Genomic DNA, 26,099 nt, shown 5'->3' with positions numbered 1-26,099 from the left:
ATATTTCGGAAAGTGTTAAGAAAACTGTAGTTTCGCGACAGTCAGAGTTCTGCAAATCGCTGCAGCATTGCCGCGCACTCCGCGCGGGTTGCCGTAGCCTTGGGAGCGAGTGTCGAGGACGTTTTACCGGTCAGAATACCGTTCTTGACGCACCACTGCACCGCCTTTTCCGCATACGCGGAAACCGAGCCTGCGTCCGTGTACGCGGACAGGTCTGCCGCGCAGTCCGGCTCACCGGCATAGCGGTACAGCATGGCGGCAAGCTGCTCACGGGTGATATTAGGGAAAGGTAGGAGTTCAAAGAGGAAGGGAAACCGCAGGTGTCCCTTCCTTTTTGCCCCACGCCGTGGGTACGGCGGCGAATCCCTCCCCGCTGTGATTCAGCACCGCAAAACAAAAACACCGCAGACCCCCAGTCCGCGGTGTTCTGTTTTATTCCATTTCGTCAAGGACGGAAAACGCGGCAAGCTGCTCGGTATTGTCCTCGTTATACTCAATCTCACGCGAGTACGCCTTGCAAATGCAGATCTGCGCCCAGTGCGTGACCTCGCCCTTGGCGAGCCACTCGTACACATCGAGCAGCTGAATGACCGCCGTGCTCACGAGCGCCAGCTGCACCTTGTCCTGCACGGCGTCGTCTCCGAGCGCCTTCATAAAGTGCCGGTACAGGAAGTACGTCAGCAGGTTATCGTATTCATGGCGTTTGCCCTGATACGCCTGCAAAAAGTCATTCCTGCGTGCGATAATCTGCGGCAGGCGCGCCTTTGCGCCGGTCAGCAGCGTGCGCCAGTCGTCCTTGTTGATCTCAAAGCCGAGCAGCATCTCGAGCAGGCTCGTGAGCGTGCTCTCCCGCCAGAACGCCTGCGACCACGAAACCGTGTCCCCGTCCGTCTCGTCTGTATCCTCGTCCTCCCCCTCGGGGAACGGGAACAGCAGGTCGTCGTACTGCTCCTGCTGCGCCTTTGCCGTGCGGTAGAGCCTGTCGGCCTTGTCATCGAACGGCGCGTCCTCGCACGCCAGCCGGAACAGCGCATCGCGCATGGAAAACAGCACGTTCTCGAGTTCGGTTTCCGCCTCCGTGCCGGTTTCGGATACGCCGTCTGCCTCGGTCACGTCAAACGCCGGTGCGCCGGTCTGCGCGAGAATCAATTCGGCGGCGGCCTCACAGCACAAGCCGAGACCGTCCTCGCGGCCGTCGGAAAACCATTCGTAATACCGCGGGTGGTCGGTGCAGATCTGCGCCATTTTGTCCTCGCCTAAGTGAAGCAGCACTTCGCACAGGTTGCAGTCGTTCAGCAGCGGACACCGCTCCTCGGCGTCCAGACGAAAATGCGCCGGCTCTCCGGTCTGCGCGTCCGCAGGCGCAATGCTCGCGCGCAAACGCTCGCCAAAATCGCCGGGAACGGTCTCGTAGTACGCAAGGGAATCCTCGTCTACGTCGATCTCCCAGCCGATACAGCAGTTTTCCGTGCAGGCCGAGCCGATGCACCGGAATGCCTTGTAATACGCAGGACGGCGAATGTAGCCCATCCTAATCACCTCTCTTGTCTGTCTCATTATAGCAGACACGGGCGCGGTTGAAAAGGGTCATGACGGCACCGCCTTCTCCCTTGTGTACCGCTTGACCCGCTCGTACCATTCCTGATCAAACGCGGACAGCTGTTCGCTCGACGGCCCGATTGCAGGCTGTGCCGGTGCAGGCTTTGCTCGTTTCTGCATATCCTCAGCGGTGAGAATGCCGTCACGCTCGCAGTTCTGCAGCAGCGTGCGGAAATACCCTGCCGGATTGCGCGGTGCATTCTCAGCCGTCTGTCGGGCGGTATCTAAGAACACCTCACGTTGCATACCCTTGTTCTGCAGCCTGCGCAGTTCCAGACAGAAATTATGGTCAAACTTACAATTCAGTTTTTCTTCCAGTTCGGTCGTCAGACCAGAATCAGCCGTAACTGCTTTCTCTTCTCTGGTCTGCTCTGCTCTACTGTACTCTACTGTTCTCTGCTCTTCTGTCCTCTGCTCTTCTGTTCTCTGCTCTTCTCTGCTCTGTGTACTTTCTTGGCGAGAAATACCGATTTCCTGGCGAGAAATGCCCTTTTCTTGGCGAGAAATAAAGGAGCGCAGAATAAAAGCCTTGCCACTTGGGTTTTTCTCCCTCATTTCGTCCTCGGAGAGCAGCCAAATGTCAAAGTTGATCTGCTGGGCATTTCGTCCTAAGGTTGCGATGAAATACCCCATCTGTATTCTTTTGGATGTGAGAAAGCCGCGTTCATATAACGCAGCATGGAACAAGCCGCTTACCACCAGCTGATCGACTACGGCGGCCAGTGTTTCGATCGTCACGTTTTCCAGTCCGGCGGTGTACTCGCGGAGCTGCCACAGCGTGTCCTCGCGGCCCTCGCCGCTGTAGGCGATGTAGTAGCCCTTGTCGCCGTAGGCAATGTCGAGCAGGCATTCGTACACATACGGCCCGAGCACGCCGAATTTCTGCCGTGCGGCTCTCAGCTTCGGGTCACGGTACAGGCCGATGTCGCGCGGCCACCAGTCCAATCCAACTTTTCTGTTTCTGCCCATGTGAGCACCTCCCTTTACCCTACCGCCGGAACGGATAAAAAATTGACCACAAATGGTCAACTCCGAAAAAAATTTTCCGGGAAATAAAAAAAACATCCCCTGTTCACAGTCAGAGGATGTTAAAATCTGTTCGCAGCCCGCGCGTAAGCGCGTATTCAATAGGATTGCTCTGCAATCCGAAAAAACCGGGAGCATGTATCTCGGTTTTTTCACTTCCGGAGGGAGAAAGTTCCTGCATAGGAACTTTCGTACGACTTTGGAACGGCCTACGGTCCGTTCCTCCTTGTCGGCGAAACTGTAGTTTCGCGACAGGTAATGCAAAAAGAGCTGAAACCTTACGATTTCAGCTCACTTTTGGCGGAGAGTTAGGGATTTGAACCCTAGAGACGCTCATCACGCCTACACGATTTCCAATCGTGCGCCTTCGACCACTCAGCCAACTCTCCATCTTGTTAAGTTGTTGTCGTTTTTGATGACTCATCGCTGACGACTTGTTTAGTATATAACAGAATCCACGTTTCGTCAACCCCTTTTTTTAATTTTTTTGAAAAAGTTTTTTCATGTCGAATCTGCACCGTTTTCCTGCCGCGGCATACGACATCGTAGGGTGCGCATTGCGCGTCCAAATCCAACAACAACGGAACCGATTAAATATAACCGTAGGGTGCGACAAGGTGAATTGCCCAAAGGGCAAGAGAAGGTGCCCTGGGGTACGACCTCGGCGCACCGTTGCTATCCAGTCTGTACACGTTATCCCGTAGGGACGAACAGTGTTCGCCCACAACAGACGTTACCGTTGCGTCCGTGCGTGTGAACCATCGGCGGATTTACCATTCACACGCGCCCATTGAACAGTGGCGTGGGAGCACAATGTGCTCCCCTACGGGATATCCGTCGAAAATGAATTTACATGCGGTGCGCCGAGTCGTACCCCAGGGCACCTTCTCTTGCGGCGTTGCCGCAATTCACCTTGGCGCACCCTACGGTAAATCCTTTCAAAATGATTAAACCTGTGCAGCCCCTTTCAACCGCCAAACGCAAAAAAGAAAACCGCCTGCTCTCACAGACGGTTCTCCCCTGTTTACTTCTGAAACTGCTCGCGCACTTCCATATACTTGATGATCTCCTCAACCGTGCCGTCAAAGCCGAGCACGCCGCTGTTGAGCGACAGATCATAATTCCGCGCGTCATACCAGTCGTGGCCGGTGTGGTGCTTGTAGTAGCGGGCGCGGTACTCGTCGATCTCGGCGATCTTCTTTGCCACCTCGTTCTCGGGCAGCGAGTCCACCTTCATGGCCTGCTCAAGACAGAAATCCTTGTCCGCATGGACGAACACGCGCACAACATCCGGTCGGCCTGCCAGAATATAGTCGGCACAGCGGCCGATCATAACGCACGGACCCTGATCCGCCAGCCGGCGGATGATCTTCACCTGATAGGCGAACAGCGCCTCATCCTTGAGGTAGGACTTGGACGAGTCGTTCGGCACGGGCGTGTTGCCGTGATAATGCGCGCGCAGGCGCGTCAGGAAATCGCCCTTGAGACGCTCGTCCGAGAACAGCATGGCATTTACACCGCTGTCCTCACTCGCCATGGTGATGATCTCGCGGTTGTAGAACGGAATGCCCAGCTTGTCCGCCAGCATCTTGCCGACCGTGCGGCCGCCGGAACCGTACTGGCGCGCGATTGTGATAACGTATGGTTTCACTTTATAACCTCCCCCTATTCTAGTGAGGAGTTAGGAGGTAGGAGGTAGGAGTGGATGACGATAAACGTTTCCCGTAGGGCGCGACGACCCCGGCGCGCCGTTCGTAACGATATGCATACGGTTTATACGGCGCGCCGAGTCGTCGCGCCCTACGGTACGGATAAATCATCGGATAAACTCCTCTCTCCTCCCTCCTATCTCCTGCCTTTCTTCCTCTTACTCACCGAGGTATGCTTTCTTAATAGAGTCATCATTCAGCAGATCGGACGCCTTGCCGGTCTTGACGATTTTGCCGGTCTCAAGGACGTAGCCTCTGTCCGCGATGGACAGCGCCTTCTTTGCGTTCTGCTCTACGAGCAGGACGGTGGTGCCTGCCTTGGACACCTCCTCGATGATCTTGAAGATTTCGCCTACGAACAGCGGCGACAGACCCATGGACGGCTCATCGAGCAGCAGGATGCGCGGCTTGCTCATCAGCGCACGGCCCATTGCGAGCATCTGCTGCTCGCCGCCGGACAGCGTACCGGCTGCCTGATTTTTACGCTCCTCCAGACGCGGAAAACGCTCATAGACCATTTTCAGCGACTCCGGAATCTCATTCTTCGGGCGGGTATACGCGCCCATACGCAGGTTCTCCGCGACCGTCAGACCCGCGAACACGCGGCGGCCCTCCGGAACGTGGCTCATGCCCAGCTTTACGATAGCATGACCCGGCTTGTGCGTAATGTCCTTGCCCTCAAACGTCACCGTGCCGCCCTTCGACGGCAGCAGACCCGTGACCGTGTGCAGCGTGGTGGTCTTGCCTGCGCCGTTTGCACCGATAAGCGCTACGACCTCGCCCTCGTTTACCTCGAAGGAAACATCACGCAGTGCATGAATCAGGCCGTAATACACGTTGATATCCTTTACTTCCAACATTGCCATACTTGTTTCCTCCTTTCTTATTCGCCCAGATACGCCTTAACGACTTCCGGATTGCTCAGCACTTCCCTGGGCGTGCCCTCAGCCAGCAGACGGCCGAAGTTGAGCACATACAGATACTCGCAGATGCCGGAGACCAGCTTCATGTCATGCTCGATGAGCAGGACGGTTACGCCGAACCTCTTACGGACGATTTCGATCGTCTCCATCAGCTCCTCGGTCTCGTTCGGGTTCATGCCCGCGGCAGGCTCGTCGAGCAGCAGCAGCTTGGGGTTGGTAGCGAGCGCACGCGCGATCTCGAGCTTGCGCTGCTTGCCGTACGGCAGATTGGCTGCCTTGTAGTCGGCTACGCCGTCCAGGTCGAACACGCGCAGCAGCTCCATCGCCTTTTCGTCCATCTGCTTCTCCTTTTTGCGGTAGGAGCCGAGGTGGAACATGCTCTCTGCGAACGAGTAGGTGATCTGATTGTGCAGACCGGTTTTTACGTTATCCAACACGCTCAGCTGCGAGAACAGGCGGATGTTCTGGAATGTGCGGGCAACGCCCAGCTTGCAGATTTCATGCGGCTTTTTGCCGATGAGGTTCTGACCGTCCAGACGGATGCCGCCGTCGGTCGGGCGGTACACGCCGGTCAGCATATTGAATGCGGTGGTCTTGCCTGCGCCGTTCGGACCGATGAGGCCGACCAGACCGCCCTTTTCGATTTTCATGCTCAGCTCGTCAACGGCACGCAGACCGCCGAACGAAATGCCGAGCGAAGTAACTTCCAGCATTGCCATGGCTTACGCACCCTCCTTCTTGCCGCCGGCCTTTTCGGCCTTTTCCATCTGACGCATTGCGCGCTTCTCCAGCAGGCGAACCTTGAAGGAGGAGTTGTTGAACAGCATCATTGCAATCAGCAGGATTGCGTAGATGAGCATACGGTAATTGCTCAGGCCGCGCAGCAGCTCGGGCAGCAGCGTCAGCAGCGTTGCGGCGATAATCGAACCCCAGATGTTGCCCAGACCGCCGAGAACGACGAATACGAGCACCAGAATGGAGGTGTTGAAATCAAACTTGGCTGCAGTTACGGTGGAGAAGTTCATCGCGTACAGCGTGCCCGCCATGCCTGCGAACGCCGCAGAGACCACGAACGCGAGCAGCTTGTAGTGCGAGGTGGAGATGCCGATGGAGTCAGCGGCGATCTTGTTGTCGCGGACCGCCATGACAGCACGTCCCGTGCGGCTGTTTACAAAATTCAGCACGAAGAACAGCGTAACGAGGATGAGCACAACGCCCGAGGTGAAGGTGGAGATCTTGGTGACGCCGGATACGCCGATCGGGCCGTTGATGATCATCTTGCCGCCGTCGCCCAGCTGGAAATTCTGGTTGACCAGACTGAAATGCAGACCGGCATCATCCAGACCGAGGTACATAACGTTTACAATGTTTTTGATGATCTCACCGAAGGCGAGGGTTACGATGGCGAGGTAGTCGCCCTTGAGGCGCAGTACCGGCACGCCGACGATGACACCCGCAATCGCCGCAAACAGTCCGGCAACGACCATGGCGACAGCCAGACGCAGCGGCGCCAGCGGAATCGCATCCGCCAGACAGGTGGTGGTGACAATGCCCGCAAACGCGCCGACCGACATAAAGCCCGCATGGCCGAGCGACAGCTCACCGAGGATGCCGACGGTCAGGTTGAGCGAGATCGCCATGACAACATACGCGCAGATGGGCACGAGCAGACCCTTGATCTGGCTGGAGATGCCGCCGCCCGCGATGGCTGCCTGCACGATGATGTACGCAATGATGACAATGCCGAAGCACAGCAGCGTGTCACGTCCGCGCTTGGACGCAGCATAGGATTTTAACTTGTTCATATGACTGCCCCCTTAAACCTTTTCGCTGACGTGCTTGCCGAGCAGGCCGTCCGGCTTGACCAGCAGCACCACGATGAGCACTGCGAACACGATCGCGTCCGACAGCTGCGTGGAAATGTACGCCTTGGCGAAAATCTCGATGATGCCGAGCAGAATGCCGCCGATGAACGCGCCCGGAATCGAGCCGATGCCGCCGAATACGGCAGCGGTGAATGCCTTGATGCCCGGCAGAGAACCGGTGGTCGGCATCAGGGTCGGGTACGCAGAGCACAGCAGCACGCCCGCGATAGCGGCAAGACCCGAGCCGATCGCAAAGGTGATGGAAATGGTCGTGTTGACGTTGATGCCCATCAGCTGCGCCGCGCCCTTGTCCTCAGAAACCGCACGCATTGCCGTGCCGACCTTGCTCTTGCCGGTGAACAGCATCAGAGCGACCATGATGACAATGCAGGCTGCGATGGCAACGAGCGTCACCTTGGAGATCTGCATCTGACCGCCGAACAGGCTGAGCGCATCGCCGGTAACGACCGAGGTAAAGGTCTTCGGGTTGGAGGACCAGATCAGCAGCGCCGCATTCTGCAGGAAGTACGAAACGCCGATGGCCGTGATCAGCACCGCCAGCGACGGCGCCATACGCAGCGGCTTGTAGGCAAGTCTCTCAATAACAACACCGAGCGCGGTGCAGACAATAACAGCCAGCACAACGCCCATCCACGCCGGCCAGCCGAGATAGGTGGTAGCGCAGAAGCACATATAACCGCCTACCATGATAACATCGCCGTGCGCGAAGTTCAGCATTTTTGCAATGCCGTAAACCATCGTGTAGCCGAGTGCGATGATGGCGTAGATGCTGCCCAGACTGATGCCGCTGATCAAATGATTCAAAAAGCTCATGGTTTGGAACACCTCAAATCTTTGTTTCTCCTGTTTATGAAATGGGGCAGTGGTTCGGCAATGGTCAAGCCACCGCCCCACCCCATAACGTTTGGTGGATGATACCTTCTCCGCAGGGCAGCCCGCCCTGCGGTACAGGTATACCTCTTTATAAATAGCGGTAAAGGAGGACTGCTTCCAGACCTCCTTCACTCGCCCTTGCGTTCTTAATATGTCCCGGGCGAGCTTTGCCCGTCCGGGACACCGCTGCCCGCGCCGTGGCGGCGCGACCGCCTTTGCCGTGCAAAGGCGAGGGGGATATCCAAAAAAGTTTCTTCGGAACTTTTTTGGTATCTAAGGGGGACAGCGTCCCCCTTAGACTTAATTTACATACCAACGTAAGCGCCGTTCTCGATAACCATGCCCTTCGGGGACTTGGATACGGCACCGGTCTCATCCCAGGTCATGCCCTCGCCGGTCAGGCCGTCAAAGGTCATGGAGGTGAACTGCTCGATCATCTTGTCGCACAGGTCCTCAGCGGACATATCCGGCGTAGCGCCTGCATTCTCGAGTGCCTGCTTGTAAGCGTAAACACAGTCGTAAGCGTCAGCTGCGAACTGGTTCGGGGTCTCGCCGAACTGCTCCTTGTACTTCTTAACGAAGGAAGCGGTCTTGTCGTCGGTTGCATCTGCGTTGAACGGGGTCAGCAGCATTACGCCCTCAGCCAGCTTGGAATCAAAGCCTTCCATGGTCAGAATGCCGTCCATGCCGTCTACGCCGAAGAACTTCGGTGCGTAGCCCATTGCGTTTGCCTGGGTCAGGATCAGGGATGCCGGCTGATAGTATATCGGCAGGAATACCAGGTCAGCGCCCTTGCTCTTTGCTTCGTTCAGCTGAACGGAGAAGTCGTTCGCGGAAGCATCGGTGAAGGTCTTGTCGGAAACGACCTCGAGGCCCTTGGTCTTTGCCTCTTCTACGAACTTGTCGTGAATGCCGGTGGAGTAAACATCATCGTTCTTCCAGATGATCGCAACCTTGGTGCCGAGCTTCTGCTCTGCGATGTACTGTGCGGATGCGGTGCCCTGGTTCGGGTCCATAAAGCACATCTGGAATACGTTGTCCTTGCCCTCGGTTACTGCAACGGAGGATGCGGACGGGGTCAGAGCGAAAATGCGGTCGCTGTAGTTCTCAGCGGCGGTAGCCTCGCACGGCTTGGAGGTTACGGAGCCGAGGGACAGCTGCATGCCCCAGTCCTTCAGGGTGTTGTAGGCGTTTACCGCCTTCTCTGCGTCGCTCTCGTCGTCCTGATAGTTCAGCTCAAACTGAATATCGCCGCCCTCAGCGTTGATCTCGTCAACCGCGATCTGTGCGCCGTTCTTGCAGGCATTGCCGTAAATAGCATTCGCGCCGGTCAGCGGGCCGGTGCCGCCGATCTTAAAGACAGTGCCGGAAGCGGTGCTGTCGGAGCCGCTGTTCTGCGAATCGGAGCTGCTCGAAGCGGAACCGCCGCAGCCGGTCAGCGCCGTTGCCAGCATCGCGCCGGCGAGGAGCATACTGAGTGTTTTCTTCATGGTGAAATCTTCTCCTTTGTTTCCCCCGAATCGGCATATCCTATCGGGTGTCTTGGATTATGCTTCACATTATACTACCATTTCCGCATTTCGGCTCACTTTTTTTGCGCTGAGAATACAATTTCAGACAATCTACTGATTATCTTTTGAGTAACTTTACGTTTTTTGTATCTTCTCACAAGAACACTTGTCCGCCCTGCAAGGATTCCTGCAAATTACTTCCATTCTGCCGTCATTTTTGCAGGGAGAGCCTGCAAAATTTTTTCTCACGATGAGAACATCATAGACTATCTTCGCTATTCATAAGATATTCGTAGGGCGGAGTACCCTCGCCCTGCGGTGTTCATTCAATCTGTGCAACATTTCAAGGAGGTACCCCATGACCGAAAAACGCCACGGAAAAGGACTGTTATTCATCGTAACGCTGGTTCTCGCTGCCGGTGTAATAAAGTACGCCGATATCCCCTTCGCGCAGACCGTGCGCGAAAAGGCGGCTTCCGCCCTGTCCGGCGCGGCAAACGCGGACCATGTTCTCGCGGTATTCGGCGGCTCTGCCATGCCCGCAGATACCGTTCCCGCGGAATCCTCCGGCGGTGCGGACGATATTTTAGACCGCGACCAGACCCTGTTCCCCGACACGGTTGACCAGACCGTCTATCCGATGGAGTTCGAGCACGCCACGCCGACCTCCGGCACGCTGACGTCCTCTTTCGGCAGCAGGCTCAGTCCCATCACCGGTCAGCCGGGCTTCCACTACGGGCTTGACCTTGCCGCGGACGAGGGCACGCCCATCACCGCCTTCGCGGACGGCACGGTGCGCGAGACCGGCGAATCCGGCTACGGCCTGTACATCATTGTCGATCACGCAGATGGTTTTGCAACCTTATACGCGCACTGCAGCAGCATTTCCGCCAAAGTCGGTGATACCGTCACCTGCGGACAGGAAATTGCCAAGGTCGGTCAGACCGGCAACGCCACCGGTCCGCACCTGCACCTCGAGCTGTGGCACAACGGCGCGGCGCTCGATCCTGCCGACTATCTTGCGCTGTGAGCCGGATTCAGGTTCGTGACGGCTTTCTTGTGCTCATGGCTGCGCTCTGGTGCGCGGATGAGAGCGGCGTGCTCCCCATTTTCCTGCTGGCGGCGGCTGTACATGAGTGCGGACACCTTTTCGTCATTCGTCTGTCCGGCGGCACGGTGCACGCCCTGTGCCTGACCGCCTGCGGCGCTGTCCTGCGGTGCAGCCTGCCGCCATCGCCGTTTTCGCGCGCCGCGATCTGCCTCGCCGGACCGGCGGCCAGCTTTGCGCTCACCGCACTGGCGAACCCGCTCGGCGCGTACCGGCTTGCCGGCGCGAGTGCGCTGCTCGGGCTGTTCAACCTGCTGCCCATTCCCCCGCTCGATGGCGGCATGGCGCTCCGGCACCTCGCGGACGGACGGTTTACACACCTGCTGAACGGGATTGCGGGCGTGTCCGTTCTCGTCCTCCTTGCGGGCGGCGTCCTCCTGTGGAAGTCGGGATTCGGCGGGTGGCTGTTGCTCGTTGGCATTATGATAACCGGCAGTGCATTCCGTAGGGTGCGCCGACCTCGGCGCACCGCATGCAACCCGCATGCACGCGCGTAACCGCAGGGCGAACCATGTTCGCCCACAACACGTTCGATTTTACATTGTTCGGGAGCACACTGCGCTCCCCTGCGGGATAATCGTTGCAGATGAAGCCGCTCCGGACCGCCCTACGATAAATTCTCACAAGCCTTGTAAATTTTGCCGAAATCGTGTAAAATAACGGTACAAAGATTTATCCAAACGAACCAAAGGGCTCACAAAGCCTTTTGATAGAAAGGACCGAATAATTATGCTGGGAAAACGCAGAAAAAAAACTGATCTCCCCGCCGTATGCGCTGTTATCGTAGCGGCAGGCTCCTCCCGCCGTATGGGCGGCGAAAACAAGCTGCTGCTCGAAATTGACGGCGTACCCGTCCTCGCACGCACGCTTTCCGCCTTCCAGAAATGCGCCGCCATCCGCGATATCGTGCTCGTCTGCCGCGAGCAGGACATCATGCCCTATACCGAGCTGGCGAAAGCCTTCTCCATTGACAAGCTGTGCACGGTGACGCGCGGCGGCGAGACCCGCACGGAATCCGTTCTCGCGGGCATCACGGCCGCACCGGAAAATGCCGTGCTCGTTGCCGTACACGACGGTGCCCGCCCGCTCGTCTCCGAGGCCGTTATCACCGAGGCGGTTACCACCGCCGCCGCGTGCGGTGCTGCCGCGCCGGTCGTTCCGGTCAAGGACAGCATCAAGCGCATCGAAAACGGCAATATCGCCGCCGATGTCGCCCGCGACACGCTTGCCGCGGTGCAGACCCCGCAGGTATTCCGCAAGGACCTGCTCCGCCGTGCGCTGACCTCGGCTGCTGAGCGCGGCTACAGCTTCACCGATGACTGCGCGGCTGTCGAGTCGCTCGGCACCATCGTCAAGGCAACCCACGGCAGCTACCAGAACATTAAGATCACCACGCCGGAGGACATTCTCGTTGCGGAAGCGCTCCTCACAAGGGAGGACAAGTAATATGCGCATCGGACACGGTTACGACGTACACAGACTGGTCTCCGGCAGACCGTGCATCATCGGCGGTGTGAGCATTCCGTTTGAGCTTGGTCTGGACGGTCACTCGGACGCGGATGTGCTCACGCATGCCGTCATGGATTCCCTGCTCGGTGCGCTCGCGCTCGGTGACATCGGCAAGCATTTTCCGGATACCGACCCGCGCTACAAGGGCGCGGACAGCATCGCGCTGCTGCGTCACGTTGCCGCACTCGTGCGCGAAAGCGGCTGGCAGCTCGGCAATTTGGATGCGACCGTACTCGCACAGGCGCCCAAGCTCGCGCCGCACATTCTGCAGATGCGCGAGAACCTTGCCGCCGCCATCGGCTGCGCGGTCGAGCAGGTTTCGGTCAAGGCGACCACCGAGGAGGGGCTGGGCTTTACCGGCTCCAAACAAGGCATTGCCGCGCACTGCGTGTGCCTTTTAGAGCGAATCTGAACAGTCTTACATATACATTATGGATAATAGGGGCAACACCGCATAATTGAACAAGAGCGATTTGCGAGCAAATTTTGCGTTCTGACGAGGCACGGATTTGCAGCAATACTTTGTGTATTGCAAAAAGCCGTAACGAAGTCAGGGCACAAAATTTCCGCAAAGCGCCGCAGTTTAATTGTGCGGTGCTGCCCCCAGCAAAGGAAGTGATTCCAATGGATATACAGGTAAACGACATTCTTACCATGAAAAAACAGCACCCGTGCGGCAGCAAGCAGTGGCAGGTGCTGCGTATCGGTATGGATTTCAGGCTGAAATGCCTCGGCTGCGGGCATGAGGTCATGCTGCCGCGCAGCAAGGCGGAGAAAAACATCAGAACCGTAGAACGGGAGGGTGAAATCGTATGTTGATCGACGGCAAGCAAATGCACATTCAAATCACCAAGGGCGATATCGGGCGGTACGTCATTCTGCCCGGCGATCCGGCACGGTGCGAGAAGATCGCGCAGTATTTCGATGACCCGAAGCAGATCGCCCACAACCGCGAGTACACGCTGTGGACAGGCTCTCTGGACGGCGTTCCGGTTGCGGTATGCTCGACCGGCATCGGCGGCCCGTCGGCGGCCATTGCCATGGAGGAGCTGGTCGAGTGCGGCGCGGACACGTTCATCCGCGTGGGCACGTCCGGCGGCATTGTGGACAAGGTAAAGGGCGGCGATATCGTCATTGCCACCGGCGCCATCCGTCAGGAGGGCACGAGCCGCGAGTACCTCCCCATCGAGTTCCCGGCAGTCGCGGATTTTTCTGTTGTTTCCGCGCTGCATGAGGCGGCGCAGGCGCTCGGCTTCCCCTATCACACAGGCGTAGTCCAGTCCAAGGACAGCTTTTACGGCGAGATCCGTCCCGCGCAGATGCCAATCGCGGACGAGCTGACCGCCAAGTGGAAGGCATGGAAGGCGGCAGGCGCGCTCACCAGCGAGATGGAGACAGCCGCGCTCATGATCGTCGCGCAGGTGCTGCACGTTCGGTGCGGCGCGGTGCTCAACGTGCTGTGGAACGCGGACAACGACGATGCTCCCGCCATCCCGCCTGACGCCACCGAGCGCGGCGTAAAGGCCGCCGTGGAGGCCATCCGCGTGCTCATCCGCGAGGACAGCAAGGCATGAGTGAACAACAGAATCAGCAGACAGCGGCCCTCGGCACAGCACCCGTAGGGCCGCTGCTGTTTCGGCTGGCGCTGCCGACCATCACGGCGCAGGTCGTCAACCTGCTGTACAGCATCGTAGACCGTATTTACATCGGACGCATCCCGCTCGAAGGCAAGCTGGCGCTGACCGGCATGGGCGTCACCTTCCCTGTCATCACGCTCATTTCCGCATTCGCGGCGCTGATCGGCATGGGCGGTGCACCGCGGGCGTCTATCGCGCTCGGCGCAAGGGAGCACGACCGCGCGGAACGCATTCTCGGAACGTGTACGGCGGCACTCTGGGCACTTGCGCTCGTGCTGACAGCACTTTTCCTGCTGTTTCAGGCGCCGCTGCTCCGCCTGTTCGGCGCATCTGCCGACACCCTGCCCTACGCGATGCAGTACCTCAACCTCTACGTTCTCGGCACGGTTTTCGTGATGACGTCATTGGGTCTGAACGGCTTCATCACCGCGCAGGGCCGCTCCTCGGTTGCGATGAAAACCGTTGTCATCGGTGCGGTGCTCAACACCGTGCTTGACCCGCTGTTCATCTTCGTGCTGAAAATGGGCGTGCGCGGCGCGGCTGTGGCGACAATTATCTCGCAGGCGGTGTCTGCGGCATGGGTTCTGCGGTTTCTGACCGGAAAGCAGACGGTTCTGCGCCTGAAACGCGCGTATTTCCGCATTGACCGGCCGCTTCTGGCGTCCGCGGTCGGTCTGGGTGCGTCCCCGTTTGTCATGCAGTCCACAGAAAGTCTGCTCACCATTGCGTTCAACGTATCGCTGCAGAAGTACGGCGGCGACGCAGCCGTCGGCGCAATGACCATCCTGACCTCGGTGGCGCAAATGGTGCAGCTGCCGCTGACCGGTCTGGCGCAGGGCGCGCAGCCCATCCTCAGCTACGCCTGCGGCGCGAAGCGGCCCGACCGCATGAAGCGCGTCGTGCAGCTGAATCTCGCGGCGGCGTTCGTGTTCGCGTTTTCGATCTGGGCAGCTGTGCAGCTGTTCCCGCATACGGTCGTGCATCTGTTCACCTCGGATGAGGAGCTGGTCGAACGCACCATCTGGGCGCTGCGCGTGTACTTTGCGCTTGGATTTACCAATGCGTTCCAGACCGGATTCCAGCAGTCGTTTGTGGCGCTCGGCGAGGCGAGAATCTCGCTTTTTCTCGCGCTCGAGCGCAAGGTTTTCCTGCTGATACCGTTTATTTTAATCCTGCCGCACTTTTTCGCGGATAAGCTGTTCGCTGTGTTCCTCGCAGAGCCGGTCGCGGATTTATTAGCCGCGGCTACAACGACAACGCTGTTTTTGCTGCGGTTTCGGCAGATCACGCGAGATATGTGAACCAATTTCCCTGCATCGGCTGTGCGGGGTACACGAGGCGCGTAGCGCTACGCCCTATCCGGGCGGCAGCCTTTTTCAGCATCGGCTGAGCGGGGTACACGAACTGCGCAAGCGTGTTCGCCCCTGACGGGCGGCAGCCTTTTTCAGCACCGCCCCAGCGGGGTACTTGAACCGCGCACGCGGTTCACCCTATCCGGGCGGCAGTCTTTTTCGCTGAGATTCAGCGGGGAGTTGCGCTCTGCGGAGCGCGGGAACGTGCGCTGACGCCGCGCGGGCGCACAAGAGGGTAGACACCTGCGGTTTCCACCCTCTTGTGAATCACCCCTTTCCCTTGGATAGTCTGGCGCAGATTGCCGACATGTGACCGCTGCGAAAAAAAGGAACGGCAGTCGGGTTACCGCAGCGTGTCTTTCTCCGCCTTTTCGCAGTTCACAGATAGCGTACTGCTACACATACGGTTAAATCCACGCAGGCGCGACATACCCGTGTCGCGCAACTCTTTAACGTGTTATACCGGACGGCACCTACGGATTAGGCGTTTGATACTATTTATCTTCGCAGGTGCTGTCTATTACAACGCGCTCACGAATTGCGCAACACGGTCATGTTGCGCCTGCGTTGATTTAATCACATGTGTAGCAGAACGGTATCTGACACTGCGAACAGGTTGCGAAAAACACGGAAGAAAAAATCCTCTGCCGTTCCCTATTTTCAAAGCGGTCACATATATGGAATCTGCGCCGGATTAGGAAGCAAGGGAAAGGTAGGAGTTCAAAGAGGAAGGAAAACCGCAGGTTGTCCTTCCTTTTTGCCCACCGCCGTGGGTACGGCGTCACTCCCGCCGTCCGCAGACGGCGAATCCCCCGCTGAATCTCAGCGAAAAACTTCCCGCCCGGAAAGGACGAACACGCTTACGCAGTTCGCGTGCCCCGGTCAATCCCTGCCGCGAAATTTTGAGATACAAAAAAAGGCTCTGGATATGCTCCAGAGCCTTTTTCTATGCAATTTCAGCGCAAATTAACCGTTTACCGCTGCCTTCAGCGCCTCAACCTTATCGGTATTCTCCCACTTGACGCCAAGCTCCTCGCGGCCCATGTGGCCGTAGGCTGCCAGCTGCTTGTAGATCGGCTTACGCAGGTCAAGCTGCTCGATGATCGCTGCCGGACGCAGGTCGAACACCTTCTCTACGGCCTTCTCAAGCACATCGTCGCCAACAACGCCTGTGCCGAAGGTCTCTACCATGATGGAAACCGGCTCGGCAACGCCGATGGCATACGCCAGCTGAATCTCGCAGCGCTTTGCCAGACCTGCCGCAACGATGTTCTTCGCAACCCAGCGAGCCGCATACGCGCCCGAGCGGTCCACCTTGGTCGGGTCCTTGCCGGAGAACGCGCCGCCGCCGTGACGGCCGATGCCGCCGTAGGTGTCAACGATGATCTTACGGCCGGTCAGACCGGAGTCGCCGTGCGGGCCGCCGATGACGAAACGGCCGGTCGGGTTGATGAAATACTTGGTATTCTCATCCAGCAGATGGGACGGAATGACCTTCTTTACCACCTGCTCGATCATGTCCTCGCGAATCTGCGCGAGGGACACCTCCGGGCTGTGCTGGGTGGAAATAACAACCGTATCCACGCGGACGGGCTGATTGTCCTCGTCATATTCAACCGTAACCTGGCTCTTGCCGTCCGGACGCAGATAGTCGAACGTGCCGTTCTTGCGAACGTCGGTCAGGCGCTTTGCCAGCTTGTGCGCCAGAGAGATCGGCAGCGGCATCAGCTCCTTGGTCTCATCACACGCATAGCCGAACATCATGCCCTGATCGCCTGCGCCGATGGCGAGGTCGGCCTCAGCGGCGCCCTCCTTGCGCTCGAGGGAGTTGTCAACGCCGAGTGCAATGTCGGCGGACTGCTCGTCGATCGCAGTCAGGACAGCGCAGGTGTCGCAGTCAAAGCCGTACTTCGCGCGGTCGTAGCCGATCTCACGAACCGTGTCGCGGACAACCTTCGGGATGTCCACATAGCAGGAAGTGGAAATCTCGCCCATTACCTGAACCATACCGGTGGTGCAGGTGGTCTCACAGGCTACGCGGGCATACGGATCCTGCGTTAAAATCTCGTTAAGGATCGCGTCCGAGATCTGGTCGCAGATTTTATCGGGATGGCCTTCCGTAACCGATTCCGAGGTGAAAAAATGATGTGCCATTAAGTATCAGTTCCTTTCTCCAGTTCATTTTCAGAGCATTAAAAAACGCTCCTCAGCGGGAGCGAAAAGTTCGTTTTGCTCCCTCATCTTTCGTATTCTTACGCCGGATTTGGCACCTTACGTTGCAAAACAACGCAGGTTGCCGGGTTTCACAGGGCCGTTCCCTCCACCGCTCTCGATAAGGACATGTATTCACTTACGCCGTATATTTTATATAAAATTTCCGGCTTTGTCAAGGGGTATTTTCGGCATCCAAGGAGAAAATCGCCGCATTGACATTTTCCGCTTGCACCGTTATAGTAATAGAGGTAAGAATTTGCCCTGCATATTTATCACATCATATGGCCTTCTCAGGCTGACGCACGGCAGCACTTACCCGCATTCACTTTGCGCCAGGGCGATACCTTATTATTGCCTGAACGGCGCTCTGTTTTGTTATGGGAGAGATCAAGGGTATTATGAATGTAAATGTTGGAATCGACATCGGCTCAACGACCGTTAAGATCGTCGTTGTCCGCGATGGAGAGATCATCCACAAGCACTACGAACGGCATTTTTCCAAGGTGCGTGAAAAGGCGGTCGAGCTGGTGCGCGCGGCGCGCGAGCTCATCGGCGAGGACACACCCCTCCGCTGTTCGATCACCGGCTCGGCCGGTTTAGGCGTGGCGAAGGCCGCGGATATTGATTTTGTACAGGAGGTGTTCGCCACCCGCAAGGCGGTAGGCGTGCACGTTCCGCAGGCTGATGTTGTCATTGAGCTGGGCGGCGAGGACGCGAAGATTGTATTCCTCACCGGTCAGCTGGAGGAGCGCATGAACGGCTCCTGCGCGGGCGGCACCGGCGCTTTCATCGACCAGATGGCGGTCCTGCTGGACGTTACGCCGTCCGAGCTCGATGAACTGGCACAGGGCGCGGAGCGCATCTACACCATCGCGTCCCGCTGCGGCGTATTCGCCAAGTCGGATATTCAGCCGCTGCTCAACGAGGGCGCGCGCAAGGAGGACGTTGCCGCGTCCATCTTTCAGGCGGTCGTCAACCAGACCATTGCCGGTCTGGCGCAGGGCCGCGAGGTCAAGGGCGATGTGCTGTTCCTCGGCGGTCCGCTGTTCTTCTTCAAGGGTCTGCAGAAGCGCTTTCAGGAGACGCTGAAGCTGGATGACGCGCACGCGCACTTCCCGGCTCTCGCGCCGTATGCCATCGCGGCGGGCGCGGCGGAGTACGCAGGCGGCACGCAGAAGACCTACACGGTCGATTCGCTGCTCGCGGCGCTCGAAAAGGCGGCGGACGCTCCGGTCGTTGCCAACTACCTGCCGCCGCTGTTCGAGGATGAGCAGCAGTACGAGGAATTCAAGCACCGTCACGCCATGCACGATGTCATGACGCAGAACGTCACCATGTACGAGGGCGATGCGTACCTCGGCATCGACTGCGGCTCCACCACCACCAAGCTGGTGCTCATCGGTGCGGACGACCAGATTTTGTTCCACCACTACCAGTCCAACAAGGGCAATCCGGCGGACGTTATCCGCGAGCAGCTCACCCGCCTGTACGAGCTGTGCGGCGACCGCGTACATATCGTGTCCTCGGCGGTCACCGGCTACGGCGAAGCGCTCATCCAGAACGCCTTCGGCGTGGATTTCGGTCTGGTCGAGACGGTCGCGCACTTCCGCGCGGCGCGGCACTTCTGCCCGGATGTTGATTTCATCATCGATATCGGCGGTCAGGACATCAAGTGCTTCAAAATCCGCAACAAATGCATCGACAATATTTCGCTCAATGAGGCGTGCTCGTCCGGCTGCGGCTCGTTCATCGAGACGTTTGCCCGCTCGATGGGCTACTCCATCGAGGAATTCTGCAAGCTGGGTCTGTTTGCAAAGCACCCCATCGACCTCGGCTCGCGCTGCACGGTGTTCATGAACTCGTCCGTCAAGCAGGCGCAGAAGGACGGCGCGGGCATTGATGCGATTTCCGCCGGTCTGTCGGTATCCGTTGTCAAGAACGCGCTGTACAAGGTTATCCGCGCCCACTCGCCGGACGACCTCGGTCAGCACATCGTTGTACAGGGCGGCACGTTCCTCAATGACGCCATCCTGCGCTCGTTCGAGCAGGAAATCGGCCGCGACGTGACCCGCCCGGCTATCTCGGGTCTGATGGGCGCATACGGTGCAGCACTGCACGCCAAGGACAACCGCAGGGACACCACCACGCTCATCGGCACGGATATCCTCGCAGGCTTCGAGCACAACGTGCGCTCCACGCGCTGCGGTCTGTGTGAGAACCACTGCAATCTGACGATTAACGACTTCGGCGGCGGCCGCCGCTTCATTTCGGGCAACCGCTGCGAGCGTCCGCTCGGCGGCACGAAAAAGGCCGACCTGCCCAACCTTTATAAATGGAAGCTGGAAAAGCTGAAAAGCTACGGCAAGCCGTCCGGCATCGCAAACCCGATTGCAAAAATCGGTCTGCCGTTCGGACTGAATAACTTCGAGCTGCTGCCGTTTTGGACGGCATTTCTGCGTAAACTCGGCTTCGAGACCGTCCTCAGCGACGTTTCCACCCGCGATATGTACATGCAGGGACAGCATTCCATCCCATCCGATACGGTTTGCTATCCGGCAAAGCTGATGCACGGCCACATCGAGAACCTGCTTGAAAAGGGCGTGGACGCGATCTTCTATCCGTGCATGACCTACAACCTCGATGAGGAACGCGCGACCAACCACTATAACTGTCCGGTCGTTGCCTACTATCCGGAGCTTTTGAAGGCGAACGTCTCCGCACTCGCGGACTTCGACTTTATGATGCCGTACTTTGAACTCGCGGACAAAAAGCACTTCACGAAGCACGCCGTTAAGTATTTCTGCGGCAAGTACCCGCAGATCAAGAAAAAGCAGGTCATCGCCGCTGTCGAGGACGCATACATGGCGCAGGACGAATACTACATTGACGTTCGCATCGAGGGTCAGCGCGCCATCCGCTACGCGGACGAGCACGACCTTGACGTTGCCGTTATTGCAGGCCGTCCGTACCACGTTGACCCGGAGATCAACCACGGCATCGACCAGCTGATCGCGTCGTTCGGTCTGGTCATCGTGTCCGAGGATGCGGTCTGGCAGCTGACCGATGCACCCGAGGTACACGTTCTCAACCAGTGGACATACCACTCGCGTATGTACGGCGCAGCCAAGTACGTCACCCAGAAGGAGAACGCCCAGCTCATCCAGCTGGTGTCCTTCGGCTGCGGCATTGACGCCATCACGACCGACGAGATTCGCGCCATCTGCGAAAACGGCGGCAAAATTTACACACAGCTGAAAATCGACGAGATCAGCAACCTCGGTGCGGCAAAAATCCGTATCCGCAGCATGCTGGCCGCCGTAGAGGAGGGACGCAAGCTTGCAGAACAGCAAAACGCCTGAGGCAACGCCCGCATATTCCTACCCGCAGTTCACGGAGGAAATGCGAAAAACCTATAAGATACTGGTGCCGAACATGCTGCCCGTGCAGCTTGGACTCATCTGCCGCCTAATGAAAAACTACGGCTACGACATGGAGCTGCTGCACACCGAGGGTCCGAACATCGCGGAGCAGGGTCTGCGCAACGTGCACAACGACACCTGCTACCCCGCCCTGCTGGTCATCGGTCAGCTGATGGACGCGATCGAATCCGGCAGGTACGACATTCACAAAATCGCGCTCATCCTGCCGCAGACCGGCGGCGGCTGCCGTGCCTCCAACTATATCCATCTGCTCCGCAAGGCACTGGAAAAGAACGGCTACGGCTTTATTCCGGTCATTTCGCTGAACTTTTCCGGTCTGGAGAGCAACCCCGGCTTCAAGCTGACCAAGACCATGCTCGTGCAGGTGGCGTACGCGCTTCTGATCGGTGATCTGATTATGATGGTCGCCAACCAGTGCCGTCCGTACGAGGTCGTGCCCGGCTCGACCGACAAGGCGATCGACATCTGCATGGACGCGGTCACGGGGCGCTTCACCGGCGAGCGCATGGTGCGCTACGGCGAGGTAAAGCACCTGTTCCGGTTCGTGCTGACCGTATTCGGCAAGCTGAAGCTGGATAAAACGCAGAAGAAAAAGCTGGTCGGCATCGTCGGTGAGATCTACGTCAAGTTCTCGCCGCTCGGCAACAACCGTCTGGAAGAATTCCTGCTCAGCGAAGGCTGCGAGCCGGTGCTGCCCGGTCTGATGGACTTCTGCCTGTACTGCATCTACAACTCGGTCATCGACCACGAGCTGTACGGCCGCAACGGCAAAACCGCCGCCGTCTACAAAATGGTGTACCAGTTTGTGCTCGGCAAGCAGGCCGATATCATCAAAATGATGAAGAAAGACGGTCATTTCCGTCCGCCGATGCCGTTTGACGAGGTACGCAAAAAATCGCACGCCATTATCGGTCAGGGTGTCAAGATGGGCGAAGGCTGGCTGCTCCCCGCCGAAATGGTCGAGCTGATCAGCGAGGGCGTGACCAACATCGTCTGCACCCAGCCGTTCGGCTGCCTGCCGAACCACATCGCGGGCAAGGGCATGATACGAAAGATCCGCGAGGTGTACCCGCAGGCGAATATCGTCGCGGTGGATTACGACCCTGGCGCATCGAAAATTAACCAGGAGAACAGAATCAAGCTCATGCTTTCGAGCGCAGAGTAAAGCAAAGAGGACTGCCAAACGCAGTCCTCTTTTTTATGCACAGGCTGTGCATTACTCGTCGATGATGGTGGTGAACGTCAGGGTTTCGCTTTCGTTCGGATGCAGCTTGCGGATGCCCTGCTTGTGCTCAATGGCATGGTCAAGGTGATTGCCGTCCGGCAGGGTGCTCCACGGCTCGAGGCAGACGAACGGCACCTCGAAATCCTTATACGGGCTCCACACCGCGAAATAGTCGAAGTCGGTGAAGTCCATCGTCACACGGCGGTGATTTTTGCTGCTGGCAATGGTCGCCGTGCGAAACGGCAGACCCTCGGTCATAACCGCATCGTTTGCGAACAGCTCACGGGAAATCGGCAGCCTGCCGTCGGTCAGCGGAACGGAAACGCGGTCGGCGGTCAGCATGACGTTCTCGTCGGTTGCAATGCGGCTCAGCGCGTCCGTGCCCTCAAACTCCACATAGTAGTCGGTTATCTTCTCGCCGTCCTCCCAGCAGAGCGTGTAGGCGTCATGACCGCCAACCTCGTAATACATCACGGAATCGCTCGTATTCTTGACGATATGCTCCTTTTTCAGCGCATTTCCGTCCAAAGTATAGCGCACGGTGCAGATAAAATCCCACGGATACATCTTTTTCGTGTACTCGCTCGGCGTGAGCGTGAATTCCGCACAGGTGCCGCTGATTTTCTGTGCCTGCCACTCCAGATCGCGCCCGAAGCCGTGCTGCGTGATCTCATACGGTCTGCCGTCCACGGTGTAGGTCTTGTCCTTGAGCCGTCCCACGATCGGGAACAGAATGGGCGCATGGCGTTTCCATGCCGCCGGATCGCCCTTCCAGACGTACTCCGTGCCGTCCTTTTTGCTCGTAAAGCGGGTCAGCTCGGCACCGAATTCGTTAATTTCCACGCGAAAGCGTTCGTTTTCCAATACCTGCATGGGTTTTTCCTCCTTTACTTGAGGCAATACCACATAATTAAAGCTGCGGCGCTTTACGGAAATTTTGTGTCCTGACTTCGTTGCGATTTCACGGTAATACATCAAGTATTACCGCAAAACCGCGTCTTGTCAGTACGCAAAATTTACTCGTAAATCGCTCTTGTTCAATTATGTGGTATTACCTTAAGTTCAGGATACCCACTTTATCCGGTAAAGTCAAGAAAAAAGGACGAACCAACGGTTCGTCCTTTGCTTTTACTCCAGCTCCGAAATCGCTCTGCGGATTGCGGCATCCTGCTGCTCCACAGCGTCGAGCAGGCTCCTGTCCTCGAGCGGCTTATTGCCTCTCATGGCCTCGGTCAGCACAGCGCTGACCTGATACAGCCGCTCAAAGCCAAGGTTCTGCGCTACGCCCTTGATGGTATGCGCACCGCGAAAGGCAGCTTCCCAGTCCTGCTGCAGGGCCGCGTTGTGCAGGTTGGCGCAGGTCGGGTCGTCCTGATACTTCTTCACGAACTTTTTCACCATGTTCTCATTGCACAGGCGCTGCAGCGTATCCGCATAATCGCCGCCGATCTGTGCGTAAAACTCTTCCAGATTCATGTATGTACTCCTCCTCAGGTCTGTACGTCGTTGCGCTTTTGCTTTGCCCAGTACATCAGCTTGTCCGCCCGGCGGATGGCCTCGACCAGCGGATGCGCCTGATACACACCGCCGATGCTGACGGTCGGGTGGATATTCTTGTACTGCGGTATTTCGGTCGTGTACACGGCTCCCCGAATGTGCTCGAGTGTCGAACGGAATTTCTCCGCCGGGATATGCGACAGCAGCAGCACAAATTCATCGCCGCCGTAGCGGACGAGTGTGTCCGCTGTGTTGACGCGCGCGAGAATGACATTCGCAACGTGCCGCAGCACCGCGTCGCCCGCAAGGTGGCCGTATTCGTCGTTGATCTTCTTAAAGTGGTCAATGTCGATCACCGCCAGCGCCTCCGCCTTTTCCAGCTCGGGCTGCTGGTCCTCGAGGTAGCGGCGCCCGTACGCGCCCGTCACCGGATCCAGATAAAAATCCTCTCCGTGCGAGGCATCCAGCCGGAACTGCCGTCCGCCGCTCGTCACCCAAACGCTGTCGCTGAGCCGGCTGCCCAGCTCGAGCACGCACTCGCGTCCGTCCACGACCAGATAGCGCGAAATCAGCTGATACGCGCACTCGTCGGTAAGCTCCAGCTTGCTCATGTGCGTCTTGTCCTCCATGCAGCAGCAGGAAATGCATCTGCTGCATCTTTTTCCGTGATTCCACACCGGAGAGCACGGTAGGACGCGGTCCGAGAATGTGCCGTCCGCATTCAGCTGCAGGATTTCGCCCCTTTTCGGATCAACCAGCCGCACCACATCAAAAATACGGCTCATGCCCTCCATTGAAGCCGCAAGCTGCCTGCCGGTGACAGCGCCGGAATCCGGCAGCGCCATTTCCGGCAGCATGATATCGGTCTGCATCTCGCGGAACTGACCGACAGCGCCGAGATACCGCGGCTTGGCGTCACTCGACCAGAGCGCACGGGCCGCGAGCATGTACTCGTGTTCCCAGCCGTTCTCCGGAAACCGCAGGGTGATCGGCATGCTGACATCCGGAGCATCCCGCGTGGTAACATACAGCGCGTTTTCCAGGCGGTGAAGGTCATCCTTGCTGAAGATCGTGAATTTTTCCGTATCCGCCGCATCATACAGACGGCTGGCAAACGGCAGCGTATCCGTGTGGTCCGTCACAGAGATGGTGCGCGTTGCCGCATCATAGTCGAACTGAATGCCGCAGGACTGCTTGGCAAAGAAGTCGGTCTTGATACGCTCGGTCTCGAGCGCCTGAATCGAGCGCCCGACCTGCGGCGTCGCCTTCTTGAGCATCATTTCGGCCGAAAGCTGCTGCGTGTGCGCCGTGCTGTGCATATATCCCTCGTTCGCCTCGCGCAGACGCTCCCTGATCTGCAGCGACGCATCGAGCAGGCACTCGAGCAGCAGCGGATTGAACGTGCCGCACTCGCCGTTTACGATCATCTGCAGGGCGGTCTCGTGGTCATACGCGGACTTGTAGCAGCGCACGCTTGTCAGCGCGTCGTACACATCGGCAACCGAAACGACCTGCGCCGCGATCGGGATCTCCTCGCCGGTCAGACCGTCCGGATAGCCGCGGCCGTCGTAGCGCTCATGGTGCCAGCGCGCGATCTCATACGCGGTCTTGAGCAGCGGCTCCTCATTCGAGAACGGCAGGTCGTGCAGGATATCCGCGCCGACCGTCGTGTGCGACTTCATGATCTCGAACTCTTCCTTTGTCAGCTTGCCGGGTTTGTTGATGATCTCATCCGGAATGCTGACCTTGCCGATATCGTGCAGCGCGGACGCATTGGAGATCAGCTGAATATCCTCCTGCGTCAGCGAATAGCGGTCGGTCTTCTGCACCAGGCGGTTCAGCAGCACCTCGGTGATGGTGCGGATGTGCAGCACATGCGGGCCGCTCTCGCCGTTGCGGAACTCGACAATATGGCTGAAGATATTGATCATCAGGTCGCTGATCTTTTCTTTTTCGTAAATCTGCTCGGCGGCAAGCCGCATCAGCCGCTTCTGCTTGGCGGCCAGTATCAGCGCGTTGACCACGCGGCGGCGCACGACCATGCGGTCGAACGGGCGGCTGATATAGTTGGTAACGCCAAGGTCATACGCGCGCTCGATGTGCTCGATGCCGTTCTCCGCCGAGATCATCACCACCGGGATATCCTCGATCTGGCGGTTGTTGTTCATCGCGGTCAGCACGTCAAAGCCGTTCATCTCCGGCATGACCATATCCAGCAGGATAAGGTCGATATCGGTGTGCGCCCGCAGCAACTCGATCGCGCGTGCGCCGTTTTCTGCCTCGATAAAATTGTATTCATCACCAAGAATATCGGCTAAGATCGTGCGATTCAGCTCGGAATCATCTACGATCAGAATCGTGCTTTTCTCTTTCATTCGTGCTAAAACCTCCTGCCGGTCAAGCAATAGATACCGTGATTGATTGATCACAGGCCGCATAAAACAAATCGTGTTCCTGCATGCATCTGCATGCATAAAAGCCGAAGTCTGCAGGGCAGAAAACCGGCAGGGATAACGCTAAAATAATCCATTAGTATGATAACATTCTTTGCAGGTTTATGCAAGCTATTTTGTTTTGAAAATGCAGATTT

At 57.9% G+C, this 26,099-nt stretch carries 22 protein-coding genes, 1 tRNA gene and 1 riboswitch; of the genes, 9 read left to right on the top strand and 14 right to left on the bottom strand.

Annotated elements, in window-relative coordinates; genetic code table 11:
• Positions 1–41 precede the first annotated feature (41 nt).
• The 10 genes from PGS25_RS09470 to PGS25_RS09425 all read right to left on the bottom strand — a co-directional run bounded on the left by PGS25_RS09470 (position 42) and on the right by PGS25_RS09425 (position 9,506).
• The gene (locus PGS25_RS09470; RefSeq protein WP_270418439.1) at positions 42–254 is read right to left on the bottom strand and encodes an S-layer homology domain-containing protein; all 213 of its coding nucleotides are present in this window, start codon (positions 252–254) and stop codon (positions 42–44) included.
• A gap of 178 nt (positions 255–432) precedes the next feature.
• Positions 433–1,530: a flagellin lysine-N-methylase gene (fliB, locus tag PGS25_RS09465; RefSeq protein ID WP_270418438.1), complete on the bottom strand. Its 1,098-nt coding sequence runs from the start codon at positions 1,528–1,530 to the stop codon at positions 433–435.
• A gap of 57 nt (positions 1,531–1,587) precedes the next feature.
• Positions 1,588–2,568, bottom strand: coding sequence for a DUF4373 domain-containing protein (locus PGS25_RS09460; RefSeq protein WP_270418436.1), 981 nt, complete (start codon positions 2,566–2,568; stop codon positions 1,588–1,590).
• Between the two features lie 355 nt (positions 2,569–2,923).
• Positions 2,924–3,014 (bottom strand) — tRNA-Ser (locus tag PGS25_RS09455).
• A 635-nt stretch (positions 3,015–3,649) separates the two neighbouring features.
• Positions 3,650–4,276 carry a cytidylate kinase-like family protein gene (locus PGS25_RS09450; protein ID WP_270418435.1) on the bottom strand — a complete coding sequence of 209 codons (627 nt, stop codon included), beginning with the start codon at positions 4,274–4,276 and terminating at the stop codon, positions 3,650–3,652.
• A 216-nt stretch (positions 4,277–4,492) separates the two neighbouring features.
• Positions 4,493–5,200: an ABC transporter ATP-binding protein gene (locus PGS25_RS09445; RefSeq protein WP_118285663.1), complete on the bottom strand. Its 708-nt coding sequence runs from the start codon at positions 5,198–5,200 to the stop codon at positions 4,493–4,495.
• 17 nt (positions 5,201–5,217) lie between these two features.
• Entirely contained in the window at positions 5,218–5,976 is a 759-nt protein-coding gene (locus tag PGS25_RS09440; RefSeq protein WP_270418434.1) for an ABC transporter ATP-binding protein, read from the bottom strand.
• 3 nt (positions 5,977–5,979) lie between these two features.
• Positions 5,980–7,062, bottom strand: a complete 1,083-nt coding sequence (locus PGS25_RS09435) for a branched-chain amino acid ABC transporter permease (protein ID WP_117488748.1) — start codon at positions 7,060–7,062, stop codon at positions 5,980–5,982.
• A gap of 12 nt (positions 7,063–7,074) precedes the next feature.
• The gene (locus tag PGS25_RS09430; RefSeq protein ID WP_270418433.1) at positions 7,075–7,956 is read right to left on the bottom strand and encodes a branched-chain amino acid ABC transporter permease; all 882 of its coding nucleotides are present in this window, start codon (positions 7,954–7,956) and stop codon (positions 7,075–7,077) included.
• 365 nt (positions 7,957–8,321) lie between these two features.
• Positions 8,322–9,506, bottom strand: a complete 1,185-nt coding sequence (locus tag PGS25_RS09425) for an ABC transporter substrate-binding protein (RefSeq protein WP_270418432.1) — start codon at positions 9,504–9,506, stop codon at positions 8,322–8,324.
• 379 nt (positions 9,507–9,885) lie between these two features.
• Here PGS25_RS09425 and PGS25_RS09420 point away from each other — a divergent pair, with 379 nt between their 5' ends.
• The 7 genes from PGS25_RS09420 to PGS25_RS09390 all read left to right on the top strand — a co-directional run bounded on the left by PGS25_RS09420 (position 9,886) and on the right by PGS25_RS09390 (position 15,082).
• Positions 9,886–10,557 carry a M23 family metallopeptidase gene (locus PGS25_RS09420; RefSeq protein ID WP_270418431.1) on the top strand — a complete coding sequence of 224 codons (672 nt, stop codon included), beginning with the start codon at positions 9,886–9,888 and terminating at the stop codon, positions 10,555–10,557.
• Complete coding sequence (locus PGS25_RS09415; RefSeq protein ID WP_270418429.1) at positions 10,554–11,132, top strand: site-2 protease family protein; 579 nt, start codon at positions 10,554–10,556, stop codon at positions 11,130–11,132. Before PGS25_RS09420 ends, PGS25_RS09415 begins: the two co-directional genes overlap by 4 nt.
• 232 nt (positions 11,133–11,364) lie before the next feature.
• A complete protein-coding gene (ispD, locus tag PGS25_RS09410) occupies positions 11,365–12,081 on the top strand; it encodes a 2-C-methyl-D-erythritol 4-phosphate cytidylyltransferase (protein WP_118360805.1) in 717 nt (238 codons plus the stop codon).
• 1 nt (position 12,082) lies between these two features.
• On the top strand, positions 12,083–12,556 hold the full coding sequence (ispF, locus tag PGS25_RS09405; RefSeq protein ID WP_270418427.1) for a 2-C-methyl-D-erythritol 2,4-cyclodiphosphate synthase: 474 nt from the start codon (positions 12,083–12,085) through the stop codon (positions 12,554–12,556).
• Positions 12,557–12,768: 212 nt separating this feature from the next.
• Positions 12,769–12,963, top strand: a complete 195-nt coding sequence (locus PGS25_RS09400) for a DUF951 domain-containing protein (protein ID WP_117751980.1) — start codon at positions 12,769–12,771, stop codon at positions 12,961–12,963.
• A complete protein-coding gene (gene udp / locus PGS25_RS09395) occupies positions 12,957–13,718 on the top strand; it encodes a uridine phosphorylase (protein WP_270418426.1) in 762 nt (253 codons plus the stop codon). Before PGS25_RS09400 ends, udp begins: the two co-directional genes overlap by 7 nt.
• Positions 13,715–15,082 (top strand): MATE family efflux transporter, encoded by a 1,368-nt coding sequence (locus PGS25_RS09390; RefSeq protein ID WP_270418424.1) that lies wholly within the window; start codon positions 13,715–13,717, stop codon positions 15,080–15,082. The genes udp and PGS25_RS09390 overlap by 4 nt, the downstream gene beginning before the upstream one ends.
• A gap of 1,017 nt (positions 15,083–16,099) precedes the next feature.
• Here the strand turns inward: PGS25_RS09390 and metK are convergent.
• Positions 16,100–17,287 (bottom strand): methionine adenosyltransferase, encoded by a 1,188-nt coding sequence (gene metK / locus PGS25_RS09385; protein ID WP_270418422.1) that lies wholly within the window; start codon positions 17,285–17,287, stop codon positions 16,100–16,102.
• An 80-nt stretch (positions 17,288–17,367) separates the two neighbouring features.
• Positions 17,368–17,472: riboswitch (SAM riboswitch) on the bottom strand.
• A gap of 252 nt (positions 17,473–17,724) precedes the next feature.
• On the opposite strand from metK, the gene PGS25_RS09380 reads away from it, so the two are divergent.
• Entirely contained in the window at positions 17,725–20,706 is a 2,982-nt protein-coding gene (locus tag PGS25_RS09380; RefSeq protein WP_270418421.1) for an acyl-CoA dehydratase activase, read from the top strand.
• Positions 20,684–21,952 (top strand): 2-hydroxyglutaryl-CoA dehydratase, encoded by a 1,269-nt coding sequence (locus tag PGS25_RS09375; protein ID WP_330671883.1) that lies wholly within the window; start codon positions 20,684–20,686, stop codon positions 21,950–21,952. The genes PGS25_RS09380 and PGS25_RS09375 overlap by 23 nt, the downstream gene beginning before the upstream one ends.
• Before the next feature lie 51 nt (positions 21,953–22,003).
• Here PGS25_RS09375 and PGS25_RS09370 read toward each other — a convergent pair whose 3' ends face one another.
• The 3 genes from PGS25_RS09370 to PGS25_RS09360 form a co-directional block, all read right to left on the bottom strand.
• Positions 22,004–22,885, bottom strand: a complete 882-nt coding sequence (locus PGS25_RS09370) for an aldose 1-epimerase family protein (protein ID WP_270418420.1) — start codon at positions 22,883–22,885, stop codon at positions 22,004–22,006.
• 255 nt (positions 22,886–23,140) lie between these two features.
• A complete protein-coding gene (locus PGS25_RS09365) occupies positions 23,141–23,488 on the bottom strand; it encodes an Hpt domain-containing protein (protein WP_270418418.1) in 348 nt (115 codons plus the stop codon).
• A 14-nt stretch (positions 23,489–23,502) separates the two neighbouring features.
• Positions 23,503–25,884 carry a diguanylate cyclase gene (locus PGS25_RS09360; RefSeq protein ID WP_270418417.1) on the bottom strand — a complete coding sequence of 794 codons (2,382 nt, stop codon included), beginning with the start codon at positions 25,882–25,884 and terminating at the stop codon, positions 23,503–23,505.
• Positions 25,885–26,099: the final 215 nt, after the last annotated feature.

The sequence above is a fragment of the Butyricicoccus sp. AM78-15b2TA genome, assembly GCF_027665985.1.
Taxonomy (GTDB): domain Bacteria; phylum Bacillota; class Clostridia; order Oscillospirales; family Butyricicoccaceae; genus Agathobaculum; species Agathobaculum butyriciproducens.
Note: the sequence above shows the minus strand (reverse complement) of the source record. Positions and strands in the feature narration are given on the sequence as shown.

Excerpts from the sequence above, each read along its gene's own strand:
- PGS25_RS09370 (WP_270418420.1), bottom strand. The coding sequence starts at position 22,885 with ATGCAGGTATTGGAAAACGAACGCTTTCGCGTGGAAATTAACGAATTC.
- udp (WP_270418426.1), top strand. The coding sequence starts at position 12,957 with ATGTTGATCGACGGCAAGCAAATGCACATTCAAATCACCAAGGGCGAT.
- PGS25_RS09390 (WP_270418424.1), top strand. The coding sequence starts at position 13,715 with ATGAGTGAACAACAGAATCAGCAGACAGCGGCCCTCGGCACAGCACCC.
- PGS25_RS09425 (WP_270418432.1), bottom strand. The coding sequence starts at position 9,506 with ATGAAGAAAACACTCAGTATGCTCCTCGCCGGCGCGATGCTGGCAACG.
- PGS25_RS09445 (WP_118285663.1), bottom strand. The coding sequence starts at position 5,200 with ATGGCAATGTTGGAAGTAAAGGATATCAACGTGTATTACGGCCTGATT.
- PGS25_RS09380 (WP_270418421.1), top strand. The coding sequence starts at position 17,725 with ATGGGAGAGATCAAGGGTATTATGAATGTAAATGTTGGAATCGACATC.
- PGS25_RS09360 (WP_270418417.1), bottom strand. The coding sequence starts at position 25,884 with ATGAAAGAGAAAAGCACGATTCTGATCGTAGATGATTCCGAGCTGAAT.
- PGS25_RS09365 (WP_270418418.1), bottom strand. The coding sequence starts at position 23,488 with ATGAATCTGGAAGAGTTTTACGCACAGATCGGCGGCGATTATGCGGAT.
- PGS25_RS09435 (WP_117488748.1), bottom strand. The coding sequence starts at position 7,062 with ATGAACAAGTTAAAATCCTATGCTGCGTCCAAGCGCGGACGTGACACG.
- ispF (WP_270418427.1), top strand. The coding sequence starts at position 12,083 with ATGCGCATCGGACACGGTTACGACGTACACAGACTGGTCTCCGGCAGA.
- fliB (WP_270418438.1), bottom strand. The coding sequence starts at position 1,530 with ATGGGCTACATTCGCCGTCCTGCGTATTACAAGGCATTCCGGTGCATC.
- PGS25_RS09470 (WP_270418439.1), bottom strand. The coding sequence starts at position 254 with ATGCTGTACCGCTATGCCGGTGAGCCGGACTGCGCGGCAGACCTGTCC.
- PGS25_RS09460 (WP_270418436.1), bottom strand. The coding sequence starts at position 2,568 with ATGGGCAGAAACAGAAAAGTTGGATTGGACTGGTGGCCGCGCGACATC.
- ispD (WP_118360805.1), top strand. The coding sequence starts at position 11,365 with ATGCTGGGAAAACGCAGAAAAAAAACTGATCTCCCCGCCGTATGCGCT.
- PGS25_RS09430 (WP_270418433.1), bottom strand. The coding sequence starts at position 7,956 with ATGAGCTTTTTGAATCATTTGATCAGCGGCATCAGTCTGGGCAGCATC.
- PGS25_RS09400 (WP_117751980.1), top strand. The coding sequence starts at position 12,769 with ATGGATATACAGGTAAACGACATTCTTACCATGAAAAAACAGCACCCG.
- metK (WP_270418422.1), bottom strand. The coding sequence starts at position 17,287 with ATGGCACATCATTTTTTCACCTCGGAATCGGTTACGGAAGGCCATCCC.
- PGS25_RS09440 (WP_270418434.1), bottom strand. The coding sequence starts at position 5,976 with ATGGCAATGCTGGAAGTTACTTCGCTCGGCATTTCGTTCGGCGGTCTG.
- PGS25_RS09420 (WP_270418431.1), top strand. The coding sequence starts at position 9,886 with ATGACCGAAAAACGCCACGGAAAAGGACTGTTATTCATCGTAACGCTG.